Genomic DNA, 17,989 nt, shown 5'->3' on the forward strand with positions numbered 1-17,989 from the left:
TACTCTTGGATGTTACGTAAAACCATAATCTTACTATTGTTTTTTGCCATAACGGCTTGTGGCCCGGGCAAAAAACGAAGAACCTACAGCAAGACCCGAACCGTTACGGTAGAGGGGTCCAACACCGACACTTCCCCTAAACCAAAATCCAAAAAGGAGGGGCGTAAAAATGCAAAGGCAAACAGAATTATTTCCACGGCGCTAACATATTCGGGCACTCGTTACAAATACGGGGGCACCACCAAAAAGGGCATGGACTGCTCTGGCTTGGTCTATGTTTCCTTAAAGGAAAACGACATTATGTTTCCCAGAACATCGTATCAAATGGCCCTGGAAGGAAAAAAAATACAAATTGCCCGTGTGGAAAAAGGAGATCTGCTCTTTTTTAAAACAAGTAAAACGGGCAAGCGCATCAACCATGTTGGGCTTGTGGTAGATGTAAAGGGCAACGACATTAAGTTTATCCACGCCACAACCTCACGCGGCGTGCTGGTATCCTCGTTACGGGAGGGATACTGGAACAGTGCCTTTGTAAAGGCCATGCGCATCCTATAAGTGCAACAACTTAACTTTATATCCGTAAAACTCACATTGTGGGTTGTACTGGGTATTGTTTTTGGTTTTTATATTGATGTAAACTCCTTTTTATTGCTCATTGCGCTATCCCTATTGCCCATTGCCCTTTTCTGGGCAAGAGCAAAGCAAAAACGCAATGGACTCCCGTTTTTTGAGGCGCTTACATTTTTAACCTCTTTTTGTTTAGGAATTTGGGTCGTTGGAATTTCAATGGGCAAGGGCATGTCCCAACATTACTCCAAAAAGGACGCTACGAAGGAAAAAGTATGGCACCTAAAAGTAAGGGAAGTGCTCAAACCCAATATCTTTTCCCACAATTATATTACCCAAATCATTGCTTCGGACAACGAACAAACAACCGGCACCATACTTTTCGGTTTATCTGTAGACTCCCTAACTAAGCAGTTGCAGGTTGATGATGAGTTTTTGATCCATGCCAAACCAAAGGCAATCCGACCTCCATTGAATCCCCATCAATTCGATTACAAAAGCTATCTCGAAAAGCAAGGGATCGTACATTTCATCAAAAGCAACTATAGCTCCATTATAAAAAAAGAGAACGCTCCAAAAACCTGGGTCGGCAGAGCAGCCAACTTAAGGGAAAAAATTATATCCAAATTAAAAAAATACGACTTTGGACTAGAGGAATCGGGGGTTATCCAAGCATTGCTTTTGGGAAAACGGGACGACATTTCCGAGAACACCTACGATAATTACAAAAACGCAGGAGCAGTTCATATCTTGGCCGTATCCGGGCTCCATGTTGGTATATTTCTCTTTTTATTGGAATTTTTGCTTTCGCCTTTGGAGCGTTTACCTAAAGGTAAGACCGTAAAACTTTTACTTATAGTTTTGTTGCTATGGTCCTTTGCTTTTGTTGCAGGGCTCTCTCCTTCCATTGTCAGGGCTGTTTCCATGTTTTCTTTTGTAGCGTATGCGATGTATCTAAATCGTCCTACCAATTCCTTTAACATTATTGCGCTATCCATGTTGTTCATTCTTTTGGTCAAGCCCTTGTTTTTATTTCAGGTAGGCTTTCAAATGAGCTATGCCGCTGTTTTCTCCATTGTTTGGATCTACCCAAAATTGCAAAAGTTTTGGTTCCCTGAAAATATCCTGGTCCGCAAAATATGGCAATTATTATCGGTAAGTGTTGCTGCCCAATTGGGTGTTTTGCCTATCAGTTTGTTTTATTTCCATCAGTTTCCGGCCTTATTTTTTGTTACCAACTTACTTGTTGTCCCTTTTCTGGGTTTGATTTTAGGCTTTGGTATCCTAGTCATCTTTTTAGCTTTGATAGACTTCTTGCCCAATATTATGGCCCAAGGTTTTGATTGGATCATCCGCTTGATGAATGCCACCGTCGGATGGGTGGCAAAACAAGAGAGTTTTATTATCAAAAACATTCCCTTCGATTCTTTTCAACTCATTTGGGGATACTTGATCATTACTGCTCTTGTGTTGTTTTTATCCAAACCCAAATGGAAAACCATGGTTGTTTTTTTCAGTGGGCTTATCATTTTTCAAGTATGGGGCATTTATAAACAGGTCGAGTTACATCAGAAGGAAACAATAACCTTGGCACATCGCTCTAGAAACACGGTCTTACTGCATCAATTAGGAGATTCACTCGTTATTATCGCTTCGGACACTTTCAATATTGGAAATATAGCGACGGATTATTCCATAGCAGAGCGGATTCAAAAAATGGGTGCCGTTCAGCTCAAGAACAGTTATCGAATTGGCTCTAAAAGATTGTTCGTGGTGGACAGTCTCACCGTACTGCCCATTAAAGCAAGGCCAGAGTATCTTTTGTTGACTCAATCATCAAAAATTAACCTGGAACGGGTTCTGGACTCTGTACAACCCAAAAAAATATTTGTGGACGGGAGCAACTACCCAAGCTTGATAAAAAAATGGAAAGCGACTTGTGCACAAAAAGAAATCCCTTTTCACCACACGGGGGAAAAGGGATTTTATACGTTTAAGCTCAATTAAATTAATGCACGTTGCCCATCAACTTTTTGATCAATGGTGAAGCCACTATAACCAGAATTCCCGCTCCAATTGCATATTGGGCTATGAGCATAAATCCATCGGTATAAACACTTAGTGTACTAAAACCACTAATATCGGAATCGGTGCTCTCTATCGCCATTTGTTTACCGATAAACCCTACTACCTGAAATGCAAATGCAGACGACAGGAACCAAACCCCCATCATAAAGGCCACTATCCTTTTTGGTGAAAGGTCCGTAATTTTTGAAAGTCCAACGGGCGACATGAACAATTCACCTACCGAAATCAAGAAATACATTAGCAATAAATAGGTAAAGGGGACAAATCCGTTGTCGTTTGCACTGGCACCACTAATGGCCAATACATAAAAACTGACCCCTGCGAACAAAAGTCCCATACCAAACTTATAGGGCGTTCTTGGGTTAAGTTTCTTTTTGGACAACCATTGCCACATTAAAGAAATCGGAATGGCCAAAATTATGATCCACATGGAATTTAAGGAATTGGTCTGTGAAGCGGTCATAATACCCTCCAAATCCACATTTCTAGCGGCAAAAAGTGTGATCACACTTCCGGAAAGTTCATGAAAACCCCAAAAGATGGTCATAAAGAAGGTTATCAGCACGGCTACAAATAGCTTTTTACGCTCTTCCAATGTGGCTTTGTACATAATGTAGCCCAAGTATACCAAAATGGAGAACCCAATTAATTTAAATATCACATTTACGATATTCTGGTCTCCAAAAAAAGAACCTTCTACTCCCAATGCTTTGTAAGAGGACAACAAATAAGCAATTACGGGAACCGAGGCAAAAGCCAAAACTGGAACCATTATGCCTTGTTTTAGGCCCATAACCTTTTTCTCTATATTTCCATTCTCTGGAGGGAGTCCTTTATCGCCAAAAACACCTTTTTTGATTCCGCTCCAAAAAACGATCAATCCGGTAAGCATCCCTATTCCTGCCAATCCAAATCCATAGTGCCACCCATATTTGGCCGCCAAATATCCACAAAGCAATGGCGCAACCCATCCACCTATATTGATCCCCATGTAAAAAATGGTGAAGCCCGAATCTTTCTTAGGGTCTCCATCCTTATATAAGGAACCTACAAATGTTGATATATTCGGTTTAAAAAAGCCATTCCCTGCAATAATCAAGGAAAGGGCCATAAAAAAGGCGACATCGTTCTCTATGGCAAGCACAAAATGCCCAAGGGACATTAAAATGCCTCCAAGAAATATGGATCGGCGCATTCCAAGAATACTATCGGAAATACGGCCACCAATTACCGTGGATGCGTACACTAATGATCCATAGGAGGAATATACTGCTGCGGTAGCGTAATCCCGTTCCATTAAGGCGGCGAAAATTACATCTACCATGTAGAGTGTAAGCAAGGCTCGCATTCCATAAAAACTGAAACGCTCCCACAACTCTGCAAAAAAGAGATAGAACAATCCCTGTGGATGCCCAAAAACTTGTTTCTCGTTCACTGGCTTAGCTACTTCTGACATATTGGTTTGGTATTGGTTTTATTTAAAGATTTTCTTTAACAAAATTGGTCATTTTGGTATATAGGTGCAATCTGGTATATCCTCCATAAATACCATGGTTCTTATCTGGGTAAATAGCCCAATCGAATTGTTTATTGGCCTGTACCAATGCCTCTATCATACGCATAGTGTTCTGCACATGTACGTTATCGTCTCCAGATCCGTGAACCAACAAATACTTGCCTTTCAACAATTCAGGGTAGTTAAAAGGAGAGTTATCGTCATACCCCGTTGGGTTTTCCTGGGGAGTCTGCATGTATCGTTCTGTATAAATGGTATCGTAAAAACGCCAAGAGGTTACTGGCGCCACAGCAATGGCCATTTCAAAGGTGTCGTTACCTTTCAGCAAGGCATTGGTGGACATAAATCCTCCATAGCTCCAGCCCCAAATACCGGTTCTGTTCGCATCAATATAAGACCGCTCGCTCAATTTTTGAGCCGCTGCAATTTGATCTTCAACTTCGAATTTGCCCAATTCTTTTTGGGTCACCTTTTTAAAATCACGTCCTTTTAAACCTGTTCCCCTACCATCTACACAGGCTACGATATATCCTAGAGATGCCAAGTGCTGGTGCCAATAATCGTTGCTGCCCATCCATTGGTTGGCCACTTGCTGCGAACCTGGGCCACTGTATTGGAACATGAACAATGGATATTTTTTATTGGGATCGAAATCTGCCGGTTTGATCATGTACATATTAAGATCGTTCCCATTTATATTGATGGTGGAAAATTCCTTAGGTGAAATCTCATAGCCTTCCAATTTGTTCTGCAAAGCTGAATTATCCTTGATTGCTTTAACCAGTTTCCCATTGGATACATTGTGCAAGGTAAACCTATAAGGAGTTGTTGCACTGGAATATGTATTTATATAATAGGTATAATCGCTACTGAAGGCTGCTGAATTTGTTCCCTCTTCCACGGATAATTCTTTTTTGCGCTTCCCATTGGTCGAAATACTGTAAACGCCCCTATTGATGGAGCCGTTTTCCACGGACTGATAAAAAATACGATCGTTATCCTCATCGTAGCCATAGTACCTTGTTACTTCCCAAGGACCTTGCGTAATCTGATTTTTCAACTTTCCGTTTCTTCCGTACAGGTACAAATGGTTATAGCCATCGGTTTCGCTTGTCCAGATAAAACTGTCATCGTCCAAAAAAGTAAGGTCATCATCAATGTCCACATAGGCAGCATCGGTTTCCTCCAATAAAACAGAGAATGAATTATCCTTTGCATTTACGGCATACATTTTTAGGTCGTTTTGATGCCTGTTCAATGTTTGAACGCTCAAATGATCTGGGTGGTTCATCCATTTGATTCTTGGGATATAATATGGATCGTTCAAATTAACGTTCGATATTTTCCCAGAAGCCACATCGTACATGTGCAATGACACGATAGAGTTTTTCTCTCCTGCCTTTGGATATTTAAATTCATGCTGAGAGGGGTACAGGTCCTTACCGTAAACATCCATGGAAAAATGGGGAACCTCGGTTTCATCAAATCTTAAAAATGCGATTTTAGTTCCGTTGCTGTTCCACTCAAAAGCACGGACAAATGCAAATTCTTCTTCGTACACCCAATCCGTCACCCCATTTATGATGGTTCCTTTACTTCCATCAGAAGTAACCTGATTAGTAGTCCGATCGGCCAAATCCATCACATATAAATTATTGTCCAGGACATAGGCCACTTTACTACCGTCCGGCGAAAGTGTTGGTTCTTGAATTTTGGTCTCGGAAATCTTTACCAGATTTTTGGTGGCAATATCGTACACATAGTAAATTCCGAGCCGGGAACGCCTAAAAATGGGTTCCACTTCTGTGGCCAAAAGCACTTGTGATTCATCGTCACTGAAAGAATATGATGAAAAATAGGGAACAGCATCGGATGATGCCACTATGGTTTCCACTTTTTCCAATGTCTTGTAGTCGTACTTATCCAAACTACTGGCGCGCGGAGAGCGGGTTGTGTTTAATATGGTATATTGAGTACCGTTGTTCATGGATCGCAAAACATCCATGTATTCTGTCCTGAATTCCCCGCCCCAAATTTCTTCAAGGGTTATTTTTTTCTTTTGTGCAGTAGAAAATGTAAATGCGCCCAAAAGGAATAGGAATAGAAAATATTTTTTGTTCATGAAGTGAAAAAAATTGATTAAAAACTCCCAAGTTTACTAATATTTATCGGAAAAATAAACTTTGCTGTTGCGTTTGCAACAATTTTAACCTTTGCCGATGCGCTTCGGTTCCAAAATTTAGATGCGGCTCCTCCAAACGGTCAATATGCGTATCTTTGAACTCTTTAACCCTGCTTTATGAAAACGCCCGTTGAAGGATTTTCCAAACTATCCAAAACCCAAAAAATTGATTGGATAGCCACCAATTGCACTCAGGACCCAAAAGCTGCCAAACAACTCTTGGAGCAGTACTGGAACACCGATCCAAGAGTACAAAAACTGCACGATGAATTTATAGAGAATACCATTTCAAATTATTATTTGCCGTTTGCCATAGCCCCAAACTTTAAGATAAATGGAGAGTTCCTGGCCATTCCCATGGCCATAGAAGAAAGTTCGGTCGTAGCCGCTGCAAGCAAGGCTGCCAAATTTTGGATGGATCGTGGCGGTTTTAAAGCAGAGATTATAGGCACCGAAAAAGTAGGTCAGGTCCATTTTATATTTAAGGGCGAAAAAAGAAGACTCAAAGAATTTTTTATTGCTGCAAAACCTGAACTTTTAAAAAGTGTTGCTTCCATTACCCAAAATATGGAAAAGCGCGGTGGGGGCATCAACGATATTGAATTACGTGACCTAAGCGATAAAATTCAAGGGTACTATCAGCTCCATTGTACATTTGAGACTTTGGACGCCATGGGTGCAAACTTCATCAACTCCTGTTTGGAACAATTTGCCAAAACACTCAAGGAATTGGCCCTTTCTTTTGATGAATTTTCGAACCACGAAAAAAACATTGAAGTAATAATGGGCATTTTATCCAATTACGTTCCCAATTGTTTGGTAAGGGCAGAGGTAAGTTGTCCGGTTTCAGAACTGGACAATTCGGACATGGACGTCGAAGAGTTTGCGCAAAAATTTGTTCAAGCGGTAAATATCGCGAAAGTGGAGCCCTACCGGGCCGTGACCCATAACAAAGGGATCATGAACGGGATTGATGCCGTGGTGCTCGCCACAGGAAACGATTTTAGGGCAGTGGAAGCAGGCGTACATGCCTATGCTGCAAAAGATGGGCAATACTCTAGCCTCACCCATGCCAAAATTGAAGATGGGATTTTTAAGTTCTGGATAGAAGTACCCTTGGCCCTTGGTACAGTAGGCGGCTTGACTTCTTTGCATCCTTTGGTGAAGCTTGCCTTGGAAATACTTCAAAAACCAACAGCCAAGAAATTGATGCAAATTGTTGCGGTAGCAGGATTGGCACAGAATTTTGCCGCGGTTCGCAGCTTGGTCACTACAGGTATTCAAAAGGGACATATGAAAATGCACTTATTGAACATGTTGAACCAATTAGGTGCAACGGAAGCGGAAAAACTACAATTGGTCGCTTATTTTAAAGAGCGGACCGTTACCAATGCCGCGGTCAAAGAGGCTTTTGAAAAAATTAAAGCTGAGTAATGGAAAAGGAGTTTTACAGTAATGGAAAGTTATTGCTCTCGGGCGAGTATGCCATTTTGGATGGAGCATTGGGACTGGCCATTCCCACCAGTTATGGGCAATCGTTGCAGGTAACTCCAAACACCAGTGGTTTTTTGGATTGGACCAGCTTGGACTTGAACAAGAATGTTTGGTTCTCGGCGCAACTCGACCTTACCAATTTAAATGTAGTTGCCACATCGGACAAATCCATGGCCAATACGTTAAAAACCCTATTGTTGGAGGCCAATGCACAAAACCCGTTGTTGTTAACAGACAGTGAGGGTTTTAAAATTGAAACACACCTTACTTTTCCAAGGAACTGGGGGCTTGGAACCTCGTCTACCCTGATAAACAATTTGGCACAATGGGCGCGGGTAGATGCCTACCAACTATTATGGAACGCATTTGGCGGCAGTGGTTACGATATTGCCTGTGCACAAACCAATTCACCCTTGGTGTACCAATTAAAAAACAATAAACCCAAGGTAGAAAGCATCGCCTTTGACCCGTATTTTAAAGAATCCCTATATTTTGTACATCTAAATCAAAAGCAAAGCAGCAAAAAGGCAATTGCCAATTATAGGGAGCAACAGTTCGACACTTCCGAGCTGGTTAAAAAGATAACCGACCTCACCCGAGCTATGATCGGGGCAACAACCTTGTCGGATTTTGAGTTGTCTATGGATAGGCACGAAACCGTACTTTCAGCAATATTGAAGATGACTCCTGTAAAAGAGCGTCTTTTCCCTGATTATTACGGAACAATAAAAAGTCTAGGCGCCTGGGGCGGTGATTTTATCTTGGCTACTGGTGACGAAAAATCCATTTCCTATTTTAAATCGAAGGGGTACAACACTGTGATCCCATATTCCAAAATGGTCCTTTAAACCACTTCTTATAATTATTCCCTGAATTCATTTACCCCATTCGTAAACTCAAATCGGGCATTCGTCAATTTACACTAAGCTGAACGTTTTGTTTTTTGCATTTTGAATCCCAAAGACAAAAAATGATTGCTTATGTCACTTTGGGATTACACACATTTTTTTCAGAAAAACAAAACAGACCTTTTTACAAAAAGTTTCATTTTGCTATTCCTGTTTTTATTTGGTTATACTCTCTTCTTGATTTTTTACAGCTGGTCCAACTTTGAGGGCTCCTTTCTTCTTTTTGTGGTACCCCTCCCAATTTATGTAGTAGCCACCTGTGTCTTGTTGAAATATCGTAACCTGTTGAACACAAAAAACAGTCGTATCGTTTCCAATACCAAACAGGACAAATATGAAAAAACGGGATTGTCCGAAGCCTTTTCGCAAGAGTTAAAGGAAAAATTGGAGGATTTAATGGACTCCCAAAAACTCTTTCTGAATCACGAACTACGCCTGGACGATATCGCAACCATGCTCAATATTTCCAGACACCATGCCTCCCAAGTAATCAACGAAAATTTTAAAATGAGCTTCTACGACTATATCAATACGTATCGCATTGAAGAGGCCAAAAAAAAGCTCTGCAACAATTTTAAAAAGTCCTCTGAATCCATTTCCGATATCGCATACCAATGTGGATTTAACAACCGGGTATCGTTTTACAAGGCATTTAAAAAACGTACCAAGATTACGCCAAAGGAGTTCATCCAAAACGCGGCCTAGCAGGGTTTGCCGCTGAATTTGTAAACGTAAATCCACTTCGGGAAATAAGTAAAGGTTAATAAGCGCTAACATTCTTCCCTTCAACTTTCCATTCTTTTGCTCCGCAATCCACAGGGTGGAGGCCCTAAATCTTATCTTCTTTCCGATTTTTTAGTTTTCATTGTTTCGGAAGATTTTTTGAATTAGCCTACAAATAAAGATTTATCCTCCCCCTGCTCGATTGCAAAAACTAACTCTAAATTAATTTTTATGATAATGAGAAATTATTGGATGATGTTGGTGTTTTTATGCTGTTCCATTACAGCGGCACTGGCTCAAGAAAAAAATGTAAGCGGTACGGTTACCGACCAAAATGGATTGCCCTTGCCCGGTGTTTCCATTACCATCGTGGGCACCAATACAGGGACCCAAACCGATTTTGATGGGAATTATTCCCTCATGGCAAGCACGGGGCAAACACTTCGCTTTAGCTATATCGGCCAAAAAACAGTAGAAAAGGCTGTTGGGGCATCATCCACAATAAGTGTACAGATGGAGGAAGATGCACAGGCACTGGAAGAGGTCATTGTTGTGGGTTATGGTGAGGTTCAAGATAAAAAACTTGTGCAGAATGTTGCCCAAATTGGCAATGAAGATATACAGGATATCCCAGCGGTTACGGCACAAGAGCTATTACAGGGACAGGCCTCTGGTGTACAATTTGTACAGAGTTCAGGGGTACTTGGAGCTGCTAACGTAATTAGAGTGCGAGGTGTAGGGTCTTTAACAGCTGGAGCACAACCTCTTTTTGTGGTTGATGGGGTTCCCTTAAATGACAACGACAACACTTTTAATAATGGTGGTAATACGGGTTTGAATCCTTTACAGGATTTAAATCCAGAGGATATTGAATCTTTTTCGGTTCTAAAGGATGCAGCCGCTTCGGCCATTTACGGTTCTAGGGGTTCAAACGGTGTAATTATCATAACCACTAAAAAGGGTAGGGAAGGTAAAACGGAAGTTGATTTAAACGTATTTACCTCTTTTAGTCAGGCTACAGATTTGATACCGATGCAATCCGCAGATCAAACTCGTCAATATTTGGTGGAGAGAGGCTTTGCACCCAGTGTTGACGATTTGCCGCAAGGTAATTTTGACTGGGTAAATGGAGTTACCAGAACGGGTATTTCCCATAATGCCAATGTCTCTATTAGAGGAGGAAGTGAAAAAACCTCTTTTTTTATGAGTGCAGGATATCGAGATCAGGAAGGTTTTGTAATTGGGAACGATTTAACCAGGTTCAGTGGAAGATTGAATTTGGACCATCAAGCAAATGATTGGTTGAAAGTAGGAATGAATATTGGTTTTACAAATACCCGAAATGATAGAATTGGTGTAGAAAATAATACGCTCGCACCTTTGACTTCATCATATTTGATGTTGCCATGGCAAGAACCCTTTGATGAAGAAGGAAATTTCCTAAATACTGGCTTCATTCAGAATACCATTGGAATTGAACAATTGGAAACTAGACAGGTTGATAACACTAGAATAATAGCCAATGCTTACGCCAATATCAATTTTACCGATAATTTGTTCTTAAGATCAGAGGTAGGTGTAGACAGGGTTCAAGGTGAAGAGTTTGGAAGGGGTGTTGAATTATTTGACCCCCGTCCAGATGGTTCTCCGGGTGGAAATGCCTTTGTTCTATTAACCAATGATAACAAATGGTTGACAAACCAGACTTTGAACTATAATAATATGTTTGGGAATCACTCGGTTTCTGTAGTTGGTGGTCTTTCTTACGAAACTTCGTTGGATAATACGATTCAGGCCGCTTCACAGAATTTTTTATCCGATGATTTAAGGAATGTTTCCTCGGGTGGCGAGGCAACACAAACGGAGCAAAACAGAACCCAGTGGGCACTGTTTGGATTGTTCGGACGAGTTTCTTACGATTATATGAGCAAATACATCATTGAAGGTTCTTATCGAAGGGACGGATCTTCACGTTTTGGCTCCAATAAAAGATATGGTAACTTCTGGTCTGTTGCTGGAGGTTGGGTGCTATCTGAGGAAAACTTCTTGAAAAACGCCAACTGGATTAACAATTTAAAGTTAACGGCCAGTTATGGTACCTCAGGTAACGATAGAATTGGAAATTTCCCATCCCTGGGTTTATTTCAGAATAGTGCTTATGCAAATGTACCAGGTTTAAGGCCACTACAAGCTTCCAATCCAAATATTGGTTGGGAAGAGAGTGGTACATTGGATTTGGGAATTAATGCAAGTTTATTTAAAAACAGAGTTAGCTTTAGCGCAAATTATTTTGAGAAGGATATTACAGAACTTCTGTTGAATGTGCCAGTCACCTGGTTATCCGGTTTTGCAAGTATTACCCAAAACGCCGGTTCAATGAACAATACGGGTTGGGAGTTTTCTTTGAAGACCCAAAATATAGTAACCAACAATTTTTCCTGGACTACTGATTTCAATATATCTTTTATCGAAAACGTGATAGAAGAGCTACCCGGGGCTTCAGATTCTGAAGAAGGTAAATTCATTGCCGGCAGTGCGAATCAAAGAGCTATCGAAGGTTATTCAGCCAATAACTTCTATTTAGTTCGCTACAATGGAATTAACCCAGAGACCGGTGATGCGGAATGGTTGACTAAGGAAGGTGATGTGACCACCACACCAAACTTTGATACGGATAGGGTAATTGTAGGGGATGCGAATCCAGATTATTTTGGTGGTATTACAAACGTTTTTAGATACAAAAATTGGGATTTAAGGGCTTTTATGACCTATAGTGTCGGAAATGATATCTTCTTGGATGGATTAAGGTTTACTGATGCTCCATCGCTGGCAGGAGCATATAATCAGAGTGTACGAATACTCGATTATTGGCAGCAGCCGGGAGATAATGCTTATGCTCCTGCTTTGGGGAGCCTCACGAATAATTCATTTAGACAAGCTTCAACTTTACAGTTGAAAGACGGTTCGTTTTTGAGAATGAGAAACATTACCCTTGGATACACTTTGCCAAGCAAATTCTTGGAGAATACCTTCCTTAAAGGGTTGAGACTTTATGCTACGGCAAATAATGTTTTTGTAATCAAGTCGAGTGAATTGGATGGTTTTGATCCCGAAGTTACGGATGATAACAATCCTCTAATACAAGGGGAAACTTTCTTTACTGCACCACAAGCCAAGACCTATTTAGTAGGCGCCCGTATAACTTTTTAAAAAAAATAATATGAGAATAATAAATAAGTTAAATAGAGTTATCGTACCAGCTATGGCCATTTTTGCCCTAATAGTTGGTTGTGATGATCGTTTAGATTTGGCTCCGGAAGATTCTTTAACATCCGATGTTGTCTTTTCCTCGAAGTTTGCGGCCCAAGGTGCCGTTACCGGACTATATGCCCAAGCACGTGAAGTTGATGCGTTGAATGGCAATAGTTATGTTTATGAAGGTGTGATGTCCGATGAACTGGAATGGACTGGTTCTTTTCCTACTATTGTAGACATTAATCTTTATGAGATTCAGGCTACAAATGGTTCTACTGGAGCATTTTGGCAGGAGGGTTATGACCTTATCAATCTTGCTAATTTTATTATTGAGAAGGTCCCTTTAATGGATGAAGCAACAATAACACAGGCAGAAAAGAATCAATTGGTTGGTGAGGCTAGATTCATGCGTGCTTTGATTTACTTCAGATTGGTAAATTTATATGCACAGCCATTTTCCTTCTCAAATGGTTCAAATCCTGGAATTCCAATTGTAACATTGCCCTTCGATGATGATGCCGTTATCGATGATTTTCAATTGCCACGATCTTCGGTGAATGAAGTACACACCTTAATAGCCGATGATTTACAGGCAGCATTAAGCCTGCTACCTGATACTGCGGATAATACCAGGGCCTCCCAAGGTGCAGCAAAGGCTTTAAAGGCCAGATTACACCTGTATAGAGGTGAATGGGAGCAAGCCGCTGCATTGGCCAATGAGGTGATAGAATCTGGCACTTACGGTTTTGCAACTGACTACAGTTTTTGGAACTCTGAAAGCACCGAACACATTTTCTATATTGATAACAACGCGATTGATGGAGCTTTTGGAGGGACAGGGCTTCACAATTTTGCGGTAGCCGCACCAGCCGGTAGAGGGGACGCTTTCCTTTCTCTAGATTTGTTGGATTCATTTGCTGATGAACCAGGAGACTTAAGAATCGTAGATATTAACAATGCAGTTCAAGGAGAAAACACGAACGCCGTTATTAAAACTTTCTCGAACAAGGTTCCAAGTGCCCAGGGTGATGCTGACATGCCCATAATCAGAATTACTGAAATGTACTACATACGAGCTGAAGCAAACTTGAGAGGGGGGACAACAATTGGTAATTCTCCCGTGAACGACATTAACATGGCTAGGGAAAGGGCAAATTTACCAGCTTTGGTTGCAGTAAATCTAGATCGAATTTTGGAAGAGCGTCGCAAGGAGTTCTTTCTTGAAGGTCACCGAAGAATGGATTTATTGAGAAATTCCAGAGATTTACGTCCCATCGGTAACCCGCAGTTTTCTGCCGCAGTTTTTGGCGCAGATAAAACAATTTTTCCAATCCCTACCCGGGAAAGGGAGAACAACCCTAATATCGAACAAAATCCAGGTTATTGACGTAACGTAGTTAGTTAAAAGCGTAAACGCTAATAGAAACTAAAACTCCCTTACTTAAAAGGGAGTTTTTTTATATCTAAAAGACTATTATTTTAAATAATTCAATGTTTGGAAAACAACCTTTTCTAACAGTAAGGTCATTTCATAGGAGCATTTACTGACTAACTATTACAGCCGCGATGATAACTGCCCCATGCGTTCCATTACAAAACGATGAACTTCTTTTTATTCCGTTTGTTCCTGTGCCTACTTAAACCACAATTTCATCAACTCCAATAGCACATAGGCTAATTAATAGGTGAGAATTTAAATATACCAGAGTAGAACAAACGTTAAAAGCACTAAAAAAAATCACAGATATCTTAGAAAAACTAAAAAATAATACTCGGAATGCCATAGGGTTTAGCAAGTTAATTGATTCTACCTCTCTTCTTATAATTGTAAACACCTGTCGGCACCTGTAAAGGTTCTTAAACCTTAACAGTTCTTTAAGATTCTTTTAGTTTTTTTGGCCCATTCCGTATGAATAAGGAATTGGTTTTTATTATCCAAAAACAACAGACTTCTCAATGGGCATAAAAACCAGATCAACCTCCTACCCTATGACTACGGAATGAAAAACTAACTCTTAATTAATTTTTATGATAATGAGAAATTATTGGATGATGTTGGTGTTTTTATGCTGTTCCATTACAGCAGCGCTGGCTCAAGAAAAAAATGTAAGCGGTACGGTTACCGACCAAGACGGATTACCCTTGCCTGGGGTGTCCGTTTTTATTGTGGGCACCAATTCTGGGACCCAAACAGATTTTGATGGAAACTATTCTATTATTGCTGAAACAGGACAAACAATCCGGTTCAGCTACATTGGCCAAAAAACAGTGGAAAAGACCGTTGGGACATCGTCCACAATTGATGTGCAAATGGAAGATGACGCACAGGCACTGGAAGAAGTGGTTGTGACCGCGTTAGGTTTTGAAAAGAAAAAAGATGATGACATTTCATCCTCAACAATTATTAAAACTGATAAAATTTCTAGGTCTGGAGAACCAAATCTGGTGCAAGGGCTTGCCGGAAAAACATCTGGTGTTAACATTACCCAAAACTCTGGTGACCCAGGTGCTGGTGCCTATATCCAAATTCGAGGACAAAACACTATTTTAGGAAATAGTTCCCCTTTAATTATTGTAGATGGGGTTCCCGTTTCCAACAGCGCATTTGGTGCTGGCACTGCTGGAGTAGTACAACAATCTAGGTTAAACGATATCCCCGCTAGTGACATTGAAAGTGTAACTGTTTTAAAAGGCGCTGCAGCGGCCGCAGTCTGGGGTACTGGAGCAGCCAATGGTGTTGTTGTAATAAATACCAAAAAAGGAAAAGGATATGGTAAGATGTCCATAGACATTACAAGCAGCCTGAGTATTGATGAGATTAACAGAGAACACGAAAAGCAAAGCATTTATGGTCAAGGAGCAGGTGGATCATGGAGTTCGAACGCTTCTGGTCTATCGTGGGGAGATAAAATTGCAGAAAGGGCTGGCGGAAATGACATTTTTGACACATCGGGAGCCTATTTTGTAGGTAACCAAACAGGAAATACCTACTTCCCCGTTACACAAAAGAATAGTACAGAGGTTTTTAATGACGTTAACCGAGACCAAATATTTAGAACTGGTGTAACACAAAATTACTCTGTCGGCATCAACTTTGCTGAGTCCAACTCAAACACTTATTTTGGTTTGGCTAGGTTAGATCAAAAAGGAATCATAAACGGCCAGTCCGATTATGAAAGGAATACCATTAGACTAAACCATTTTAGGAAGCTAACAGATAAGTTTTCCGTTAGAGTAAATACCTCCTATGCGCATTCCAGTTCCAACAGAATACAAACAGGATCTAACCTCAACGGACTTTACCTAGGTTATTTAAGAACAGCACCTGATTTTAACAATACCGACTATGAGGGCACTTATTTTGCTTCCCAAACCGACCCTGTTGGAGTTGCTAATAGTCACAGATCCTATAGAGCAAGACATCTCGGTGAAGCTTCAGCTATATACAATAATCCTGGATGGACCATAAACAATATATCTAACCCCAATGATGTAAATAGATTTACTTTAAGTCCAGAATTAAAATACGATTTAGGAGACAACACAAGTATCACCGCTCGTTACGGATTGGATTTCTACCTCGACAAAAGGAATACATATTTCCCTGTAAACTCAGCAGGTGATTTTTCTCAAGGTGCATACTTTAGAGATGACTACACTGAGAAGATTGAAAACTTAAATATCTTCCTCAATGGCGATATAGAAGTAAGTGAGAATTCAAACTTAAATTGGATAGTAGGATATATGCTCGAATCCAATAGATACAGTAGATTTAGTTCCTCCACTAATATTTTCTTGAATCCAGACCCGGTTAGACAATTAATGAACAATGCAACGAATGAGAACATTCTTGCAGAAGAATACAATAGCCTCAACAGAAAGAACGGAGCATACTATTCATTAAACTTTGGGTACAAAGGTCTTCTTTTGGAAACTACCGGTAGAATGGAAAGAGCAACAACTGTTGAAGACACTAATTTCTTCCCCTCAGTCTCTTTAGGATATGATTTGACTGATAACTTAATCGAATCTGACTTTCTATCCTTTGCCAAACTTAGAGCCTCATATGGCCAAATTGGTATAGAACCACAATTATATTTAGCTAGAGACGTGTTCTTTGCCTCTACTGCCGGTGCTGAAGGATGGGGAGATTTCTTAGATGGTGCAAATTATGGCGGTACCGTAAGAAGAGGCGCAATTAGAGGTAATCCTGACTTAACAATTGAAAAAATAAATGAGTTTGAGGTTGGTGGTGACTTTAGGTTTTTTCAAGATAGATTTAGTTTTGGGTTAACATACTATGACAGGTTGACTACCGATGCCATTTTAGAACTAGAACTTCCCGCCTCAACTGGATACTCCTCGACCTATGAAAATGCTGCGGAGATTTCAAACAAAGGTGTAGAAGTAGATTTCAACTATTCCATTTTAAGAAATGAAAATTGGAAATTGGATTTATTTGGGAACTGGACAACCTATAAAAACATAGTGGAAAAATTACCCAATGTATCTAGATATATCCTAAACGGATTTACCTCAACGTCCTCTGCTGTCGTAGAGGGAGAACCCTTTGCCGCAATTTATGGAGGTCGTTATCTAAGGGATGATAATGGAGCCATCCAATTGGATGAAGACGGATTTCCCCTTATTGACGCTGAACAAGGCGTTATTGGAGATCCTAATCCAGATTGGAGAGGTGGTCTAGGGATGTCATTGGAACACAAAGGATTTAAGTTTTCTTTCCTATTTGAAACCAGCCAAGGAAACGATATGTGGGCAGGGACTTCGGGAGTATTACATTATTTTGGAATACACCCGAATACCGCAGTTGAAACAGTTGCGCCAACAGATCTACCAAGATATTCTGGAGGGTTTGGTGGAATAATACCTGCTGGCACCACGTTCCGGGGCTCAATTGGTGACTTTGGCGGCGGACCAGTAGCCCTCGAAGAAGGATGGTATAGAACCGATGGCGGTGGGTTTGGAAACTTGGATGAGCAATTTGTTCAGGACGCCTCATGGACCAAACTAAGAGAAATAAGCCTTGCCTATTCAGTCCCTAGGGCCTTCCTTGAATCAACATTCTTAAATAGTTTAGAAGTAGGTATTACGGGCAGAAACCTATTATTAATTACTGATTTTGAAGGTGTAGACCCTGAAGTAAACCTAACGGGGGCATCAAAAGGTAGAGGTTTAGATTATTTTACTAACCCTGCGACCAGAAGTATAATTCTCAATTTAAAACTAGGTCTTTAA

General features: G+C 40.5%; 10 protein-coding genes. 8 read left to right on the forward strand and 2 right to left on the reverse strand.

What is annotated here, in order from left to right; translation table 11 throughout:
* The first annotated feature begins 9 nt into the window (after window positions 1–9).
* Together ABTP35_RS04450 and ABTP35_RS04455 are read left to right on the forward strand one after the other, a co-directional pair.
* A complete protein-coding gene (locus tag ABTP35_RS04450; RefSeq protein WP_293299024.1) occupies window positions 10–555 on the forward strand; it encodes a C40 family peptidase in 546 nt (181 codons plus the stop codon).
* Window positions 556–2,574: a ComEC/Rec2 family competence protein gene (locus tag ABTP35_RS04455; protein ID WP_293299021.1), complete on the forward strand. Its 2,019-nt coding sequence runs from the start codon at window positions 556–558 to the stop codon at window positions 2,572–2,574.
* Window position 2,575: 1 nt separating this feature from the next.
* Here the strand turns inward: ABTP35_RS04455 and ABTP35_RS04460 are convergent, their stop codons facing one another.
* The gene (locus ABTP35_RS04460) at window positions 2,576–4,111 is read right to left on the reverse strand and encodes an oligopeptide:H+ symporter (RefSeq protein WP_293299018.1); all 1,536 of its coding nucleotides are present in this window, start codon (window positions 4,109–4,111) and stop codon (window positions 2,576–2,578) included.
* Window positions 4,112–4,133: 22 nt separating this feature from the next.
* Window positions 4,134–6,293: a S9 family peptidase gene (locus ABTP35_RS04465; RefSeq protein ID WP_375334466.1), complete on the reverse strand. Its 2,160-nt coding sequence runs from the start codon at window positions 6,291–6,293 to the stop codon at window positions 4,134–4,136.
* Window positions 6,294–6,470: 177 nt separating this feature from the next.
* Between ABTP35_RS04465 and ABTP35_RS04470 the strand changes: the two genes are divergently transcribed.
* The 6 genes from ABTP35_RS04470 to ABTP35_RS04495 all read left to right on the forward strand — a co-directional run bounded on the left by ABTP35_RS04470 (window position 6,471) and on the right by ABTP35_RS04495 (window position 17,989).
* On the forward strand, window positions 6,471–7,787 hold the full coding sequence (locus tag ABTP35_RS04470) for a hydroxymethylglutaryl-CoA reductase, degradative (protein WP_375334467.1): 1,317 nt from the start codon (window positions 6,471–6,473) through the stop codon (window positions 7,785–7,787).
* The gene (locus ABTP35_RS04475; RefSeq protein WP_252080674.1) at window positions 7,787–8,695 is read left to right on the forward strand and encodes a GYDIA family GHMP kinase; all 909 of its coding nucleotides are present in this window, start codon (window positions 7,787–7,789) and stop codon (window positions 8,693–8,695) included. The genes ABTP35_RS04470 and ABTP35_RS04475 overlap by 1 nt, the downstream gene beginning before the upstream one ends.
* A gap of 345 nt (window positions 8,696–9,040) precedes the next feature.
* The gene (locus ABTP35_RS04480) at window positions 9,041–9,460 is read left to right on the forward strand and encodes an AraC family transcriptional regulator (RefSeq protein WP_293299009.1); all 420 of its coding nucleotides are present in this window, start codon (window positions 9,041–9,043) and stop codon (window positions 9,458–9,460) included.
* 255 nt (window positions 9,461–9,715) lie between these two features.
* Window positions 9,716–12,688: a TonB-dependent receptor gene (locus tag ABTP35_RS04485; RefSeq protein ID WP_293299006.1), complete on the forward strand. Its 2,973-nt coding sequence runs from the start codon at window positions 9,716–9,718 to the stop codon at window positions 12,686–12,688.
* A 10-nt stretch (window positions 12,689–12,698) separates the two neighbouring features.
* Window positions 12,699–14,120, forward strand: a complete 1,422-nt coding sequence (locus ABTP35_RS04490; protein ID WP_293299002.1) for a RagB/SusD family nutrient uptake outer membrane protein — start codon at window positions 12,699–12,701, stop codon at window positions 14,118–14,120.
* Window positions 14,121–14,767: 647 nt separating this feature from the next.
* Window positions 14,768–17,989 carry a SusC/RagA family TonB-linked outer membrane protein gene (locus ABTP35_RS04495; protein WP_293298999.1) on the forward strand — a complete coding sequence of 1,074 codons (3,222 nt, stop codon included), beginning with the start codon at window positions 14,768–14,770 and terminating at the stop codon, window positions 17,987–17,989.

The organism is Flagellimonas alginilytica (assembly GCF_042134605.1).
GTDB classification, from domain to species: domain Bacteria; phylum Bacteroidota; class Bacteroidia; order Flavobacteriales; family Flavobacteriaceae; genus Flagellimonas; species Flagellimonas alginolytica.

Coding starts and splice junctions, on each gene's coding strand:
- ABTP35_RS04450 (WP_293299024.1), top strand. CDS start 10: ATGTTACGTAAAACCATAATCTTACTATTGTTTTTTGCCATAACGGCT.
- ABTP35_RS04460 (WP_293299018.1), bottom strand. CDS start 4,111: ATGTCAGAAGTAGCTAAGCCAGTGAACGAGAAACAAGTTTTTGGGCAT.
- ABTP35_RS04465 (WP_375334466.1), bottom strand. CDS start 6,293: ATGAACAAAAAATATTTTCTATTCCTATTCCTTTTGGGCGCATTTACA.
- ABTP35_RS04470 (WP_375334467.1), top strand. CDS start 6,471: ATGAAAACGCCCGTTGAAGGATTTTCCAAACTATCCAAAACCCAAAAA.
- ABTP35_RS04475 (WP_252080674.1), top strand. CDS start 7,787: ATGGAAAAGGAGTTTTACAGTAATGGAAAGTTATTGCTCTCGGGCGAG.
- ABTP35_RS04485 (WP_293299006.1), top strand. CDS start 9,716: ATGAGAAATTATTGGATGATGTTGGTGTTTTTATGCTGTTCCATTACA.
- ABTP35_RS04490 (WP_293299002.1), top strand. CDS start 12,699: ATGAGAATAATAAATAAGTTAAATAGAGTTATCGTACCAGCTATGGCC.
- ABTP35_RS04495 (WP_293298999.1), top strand. CDS start 14,768: ATGAGAAATTATTGGATGATGTTGGTGTTTTTATGCTGTTCCATTACA.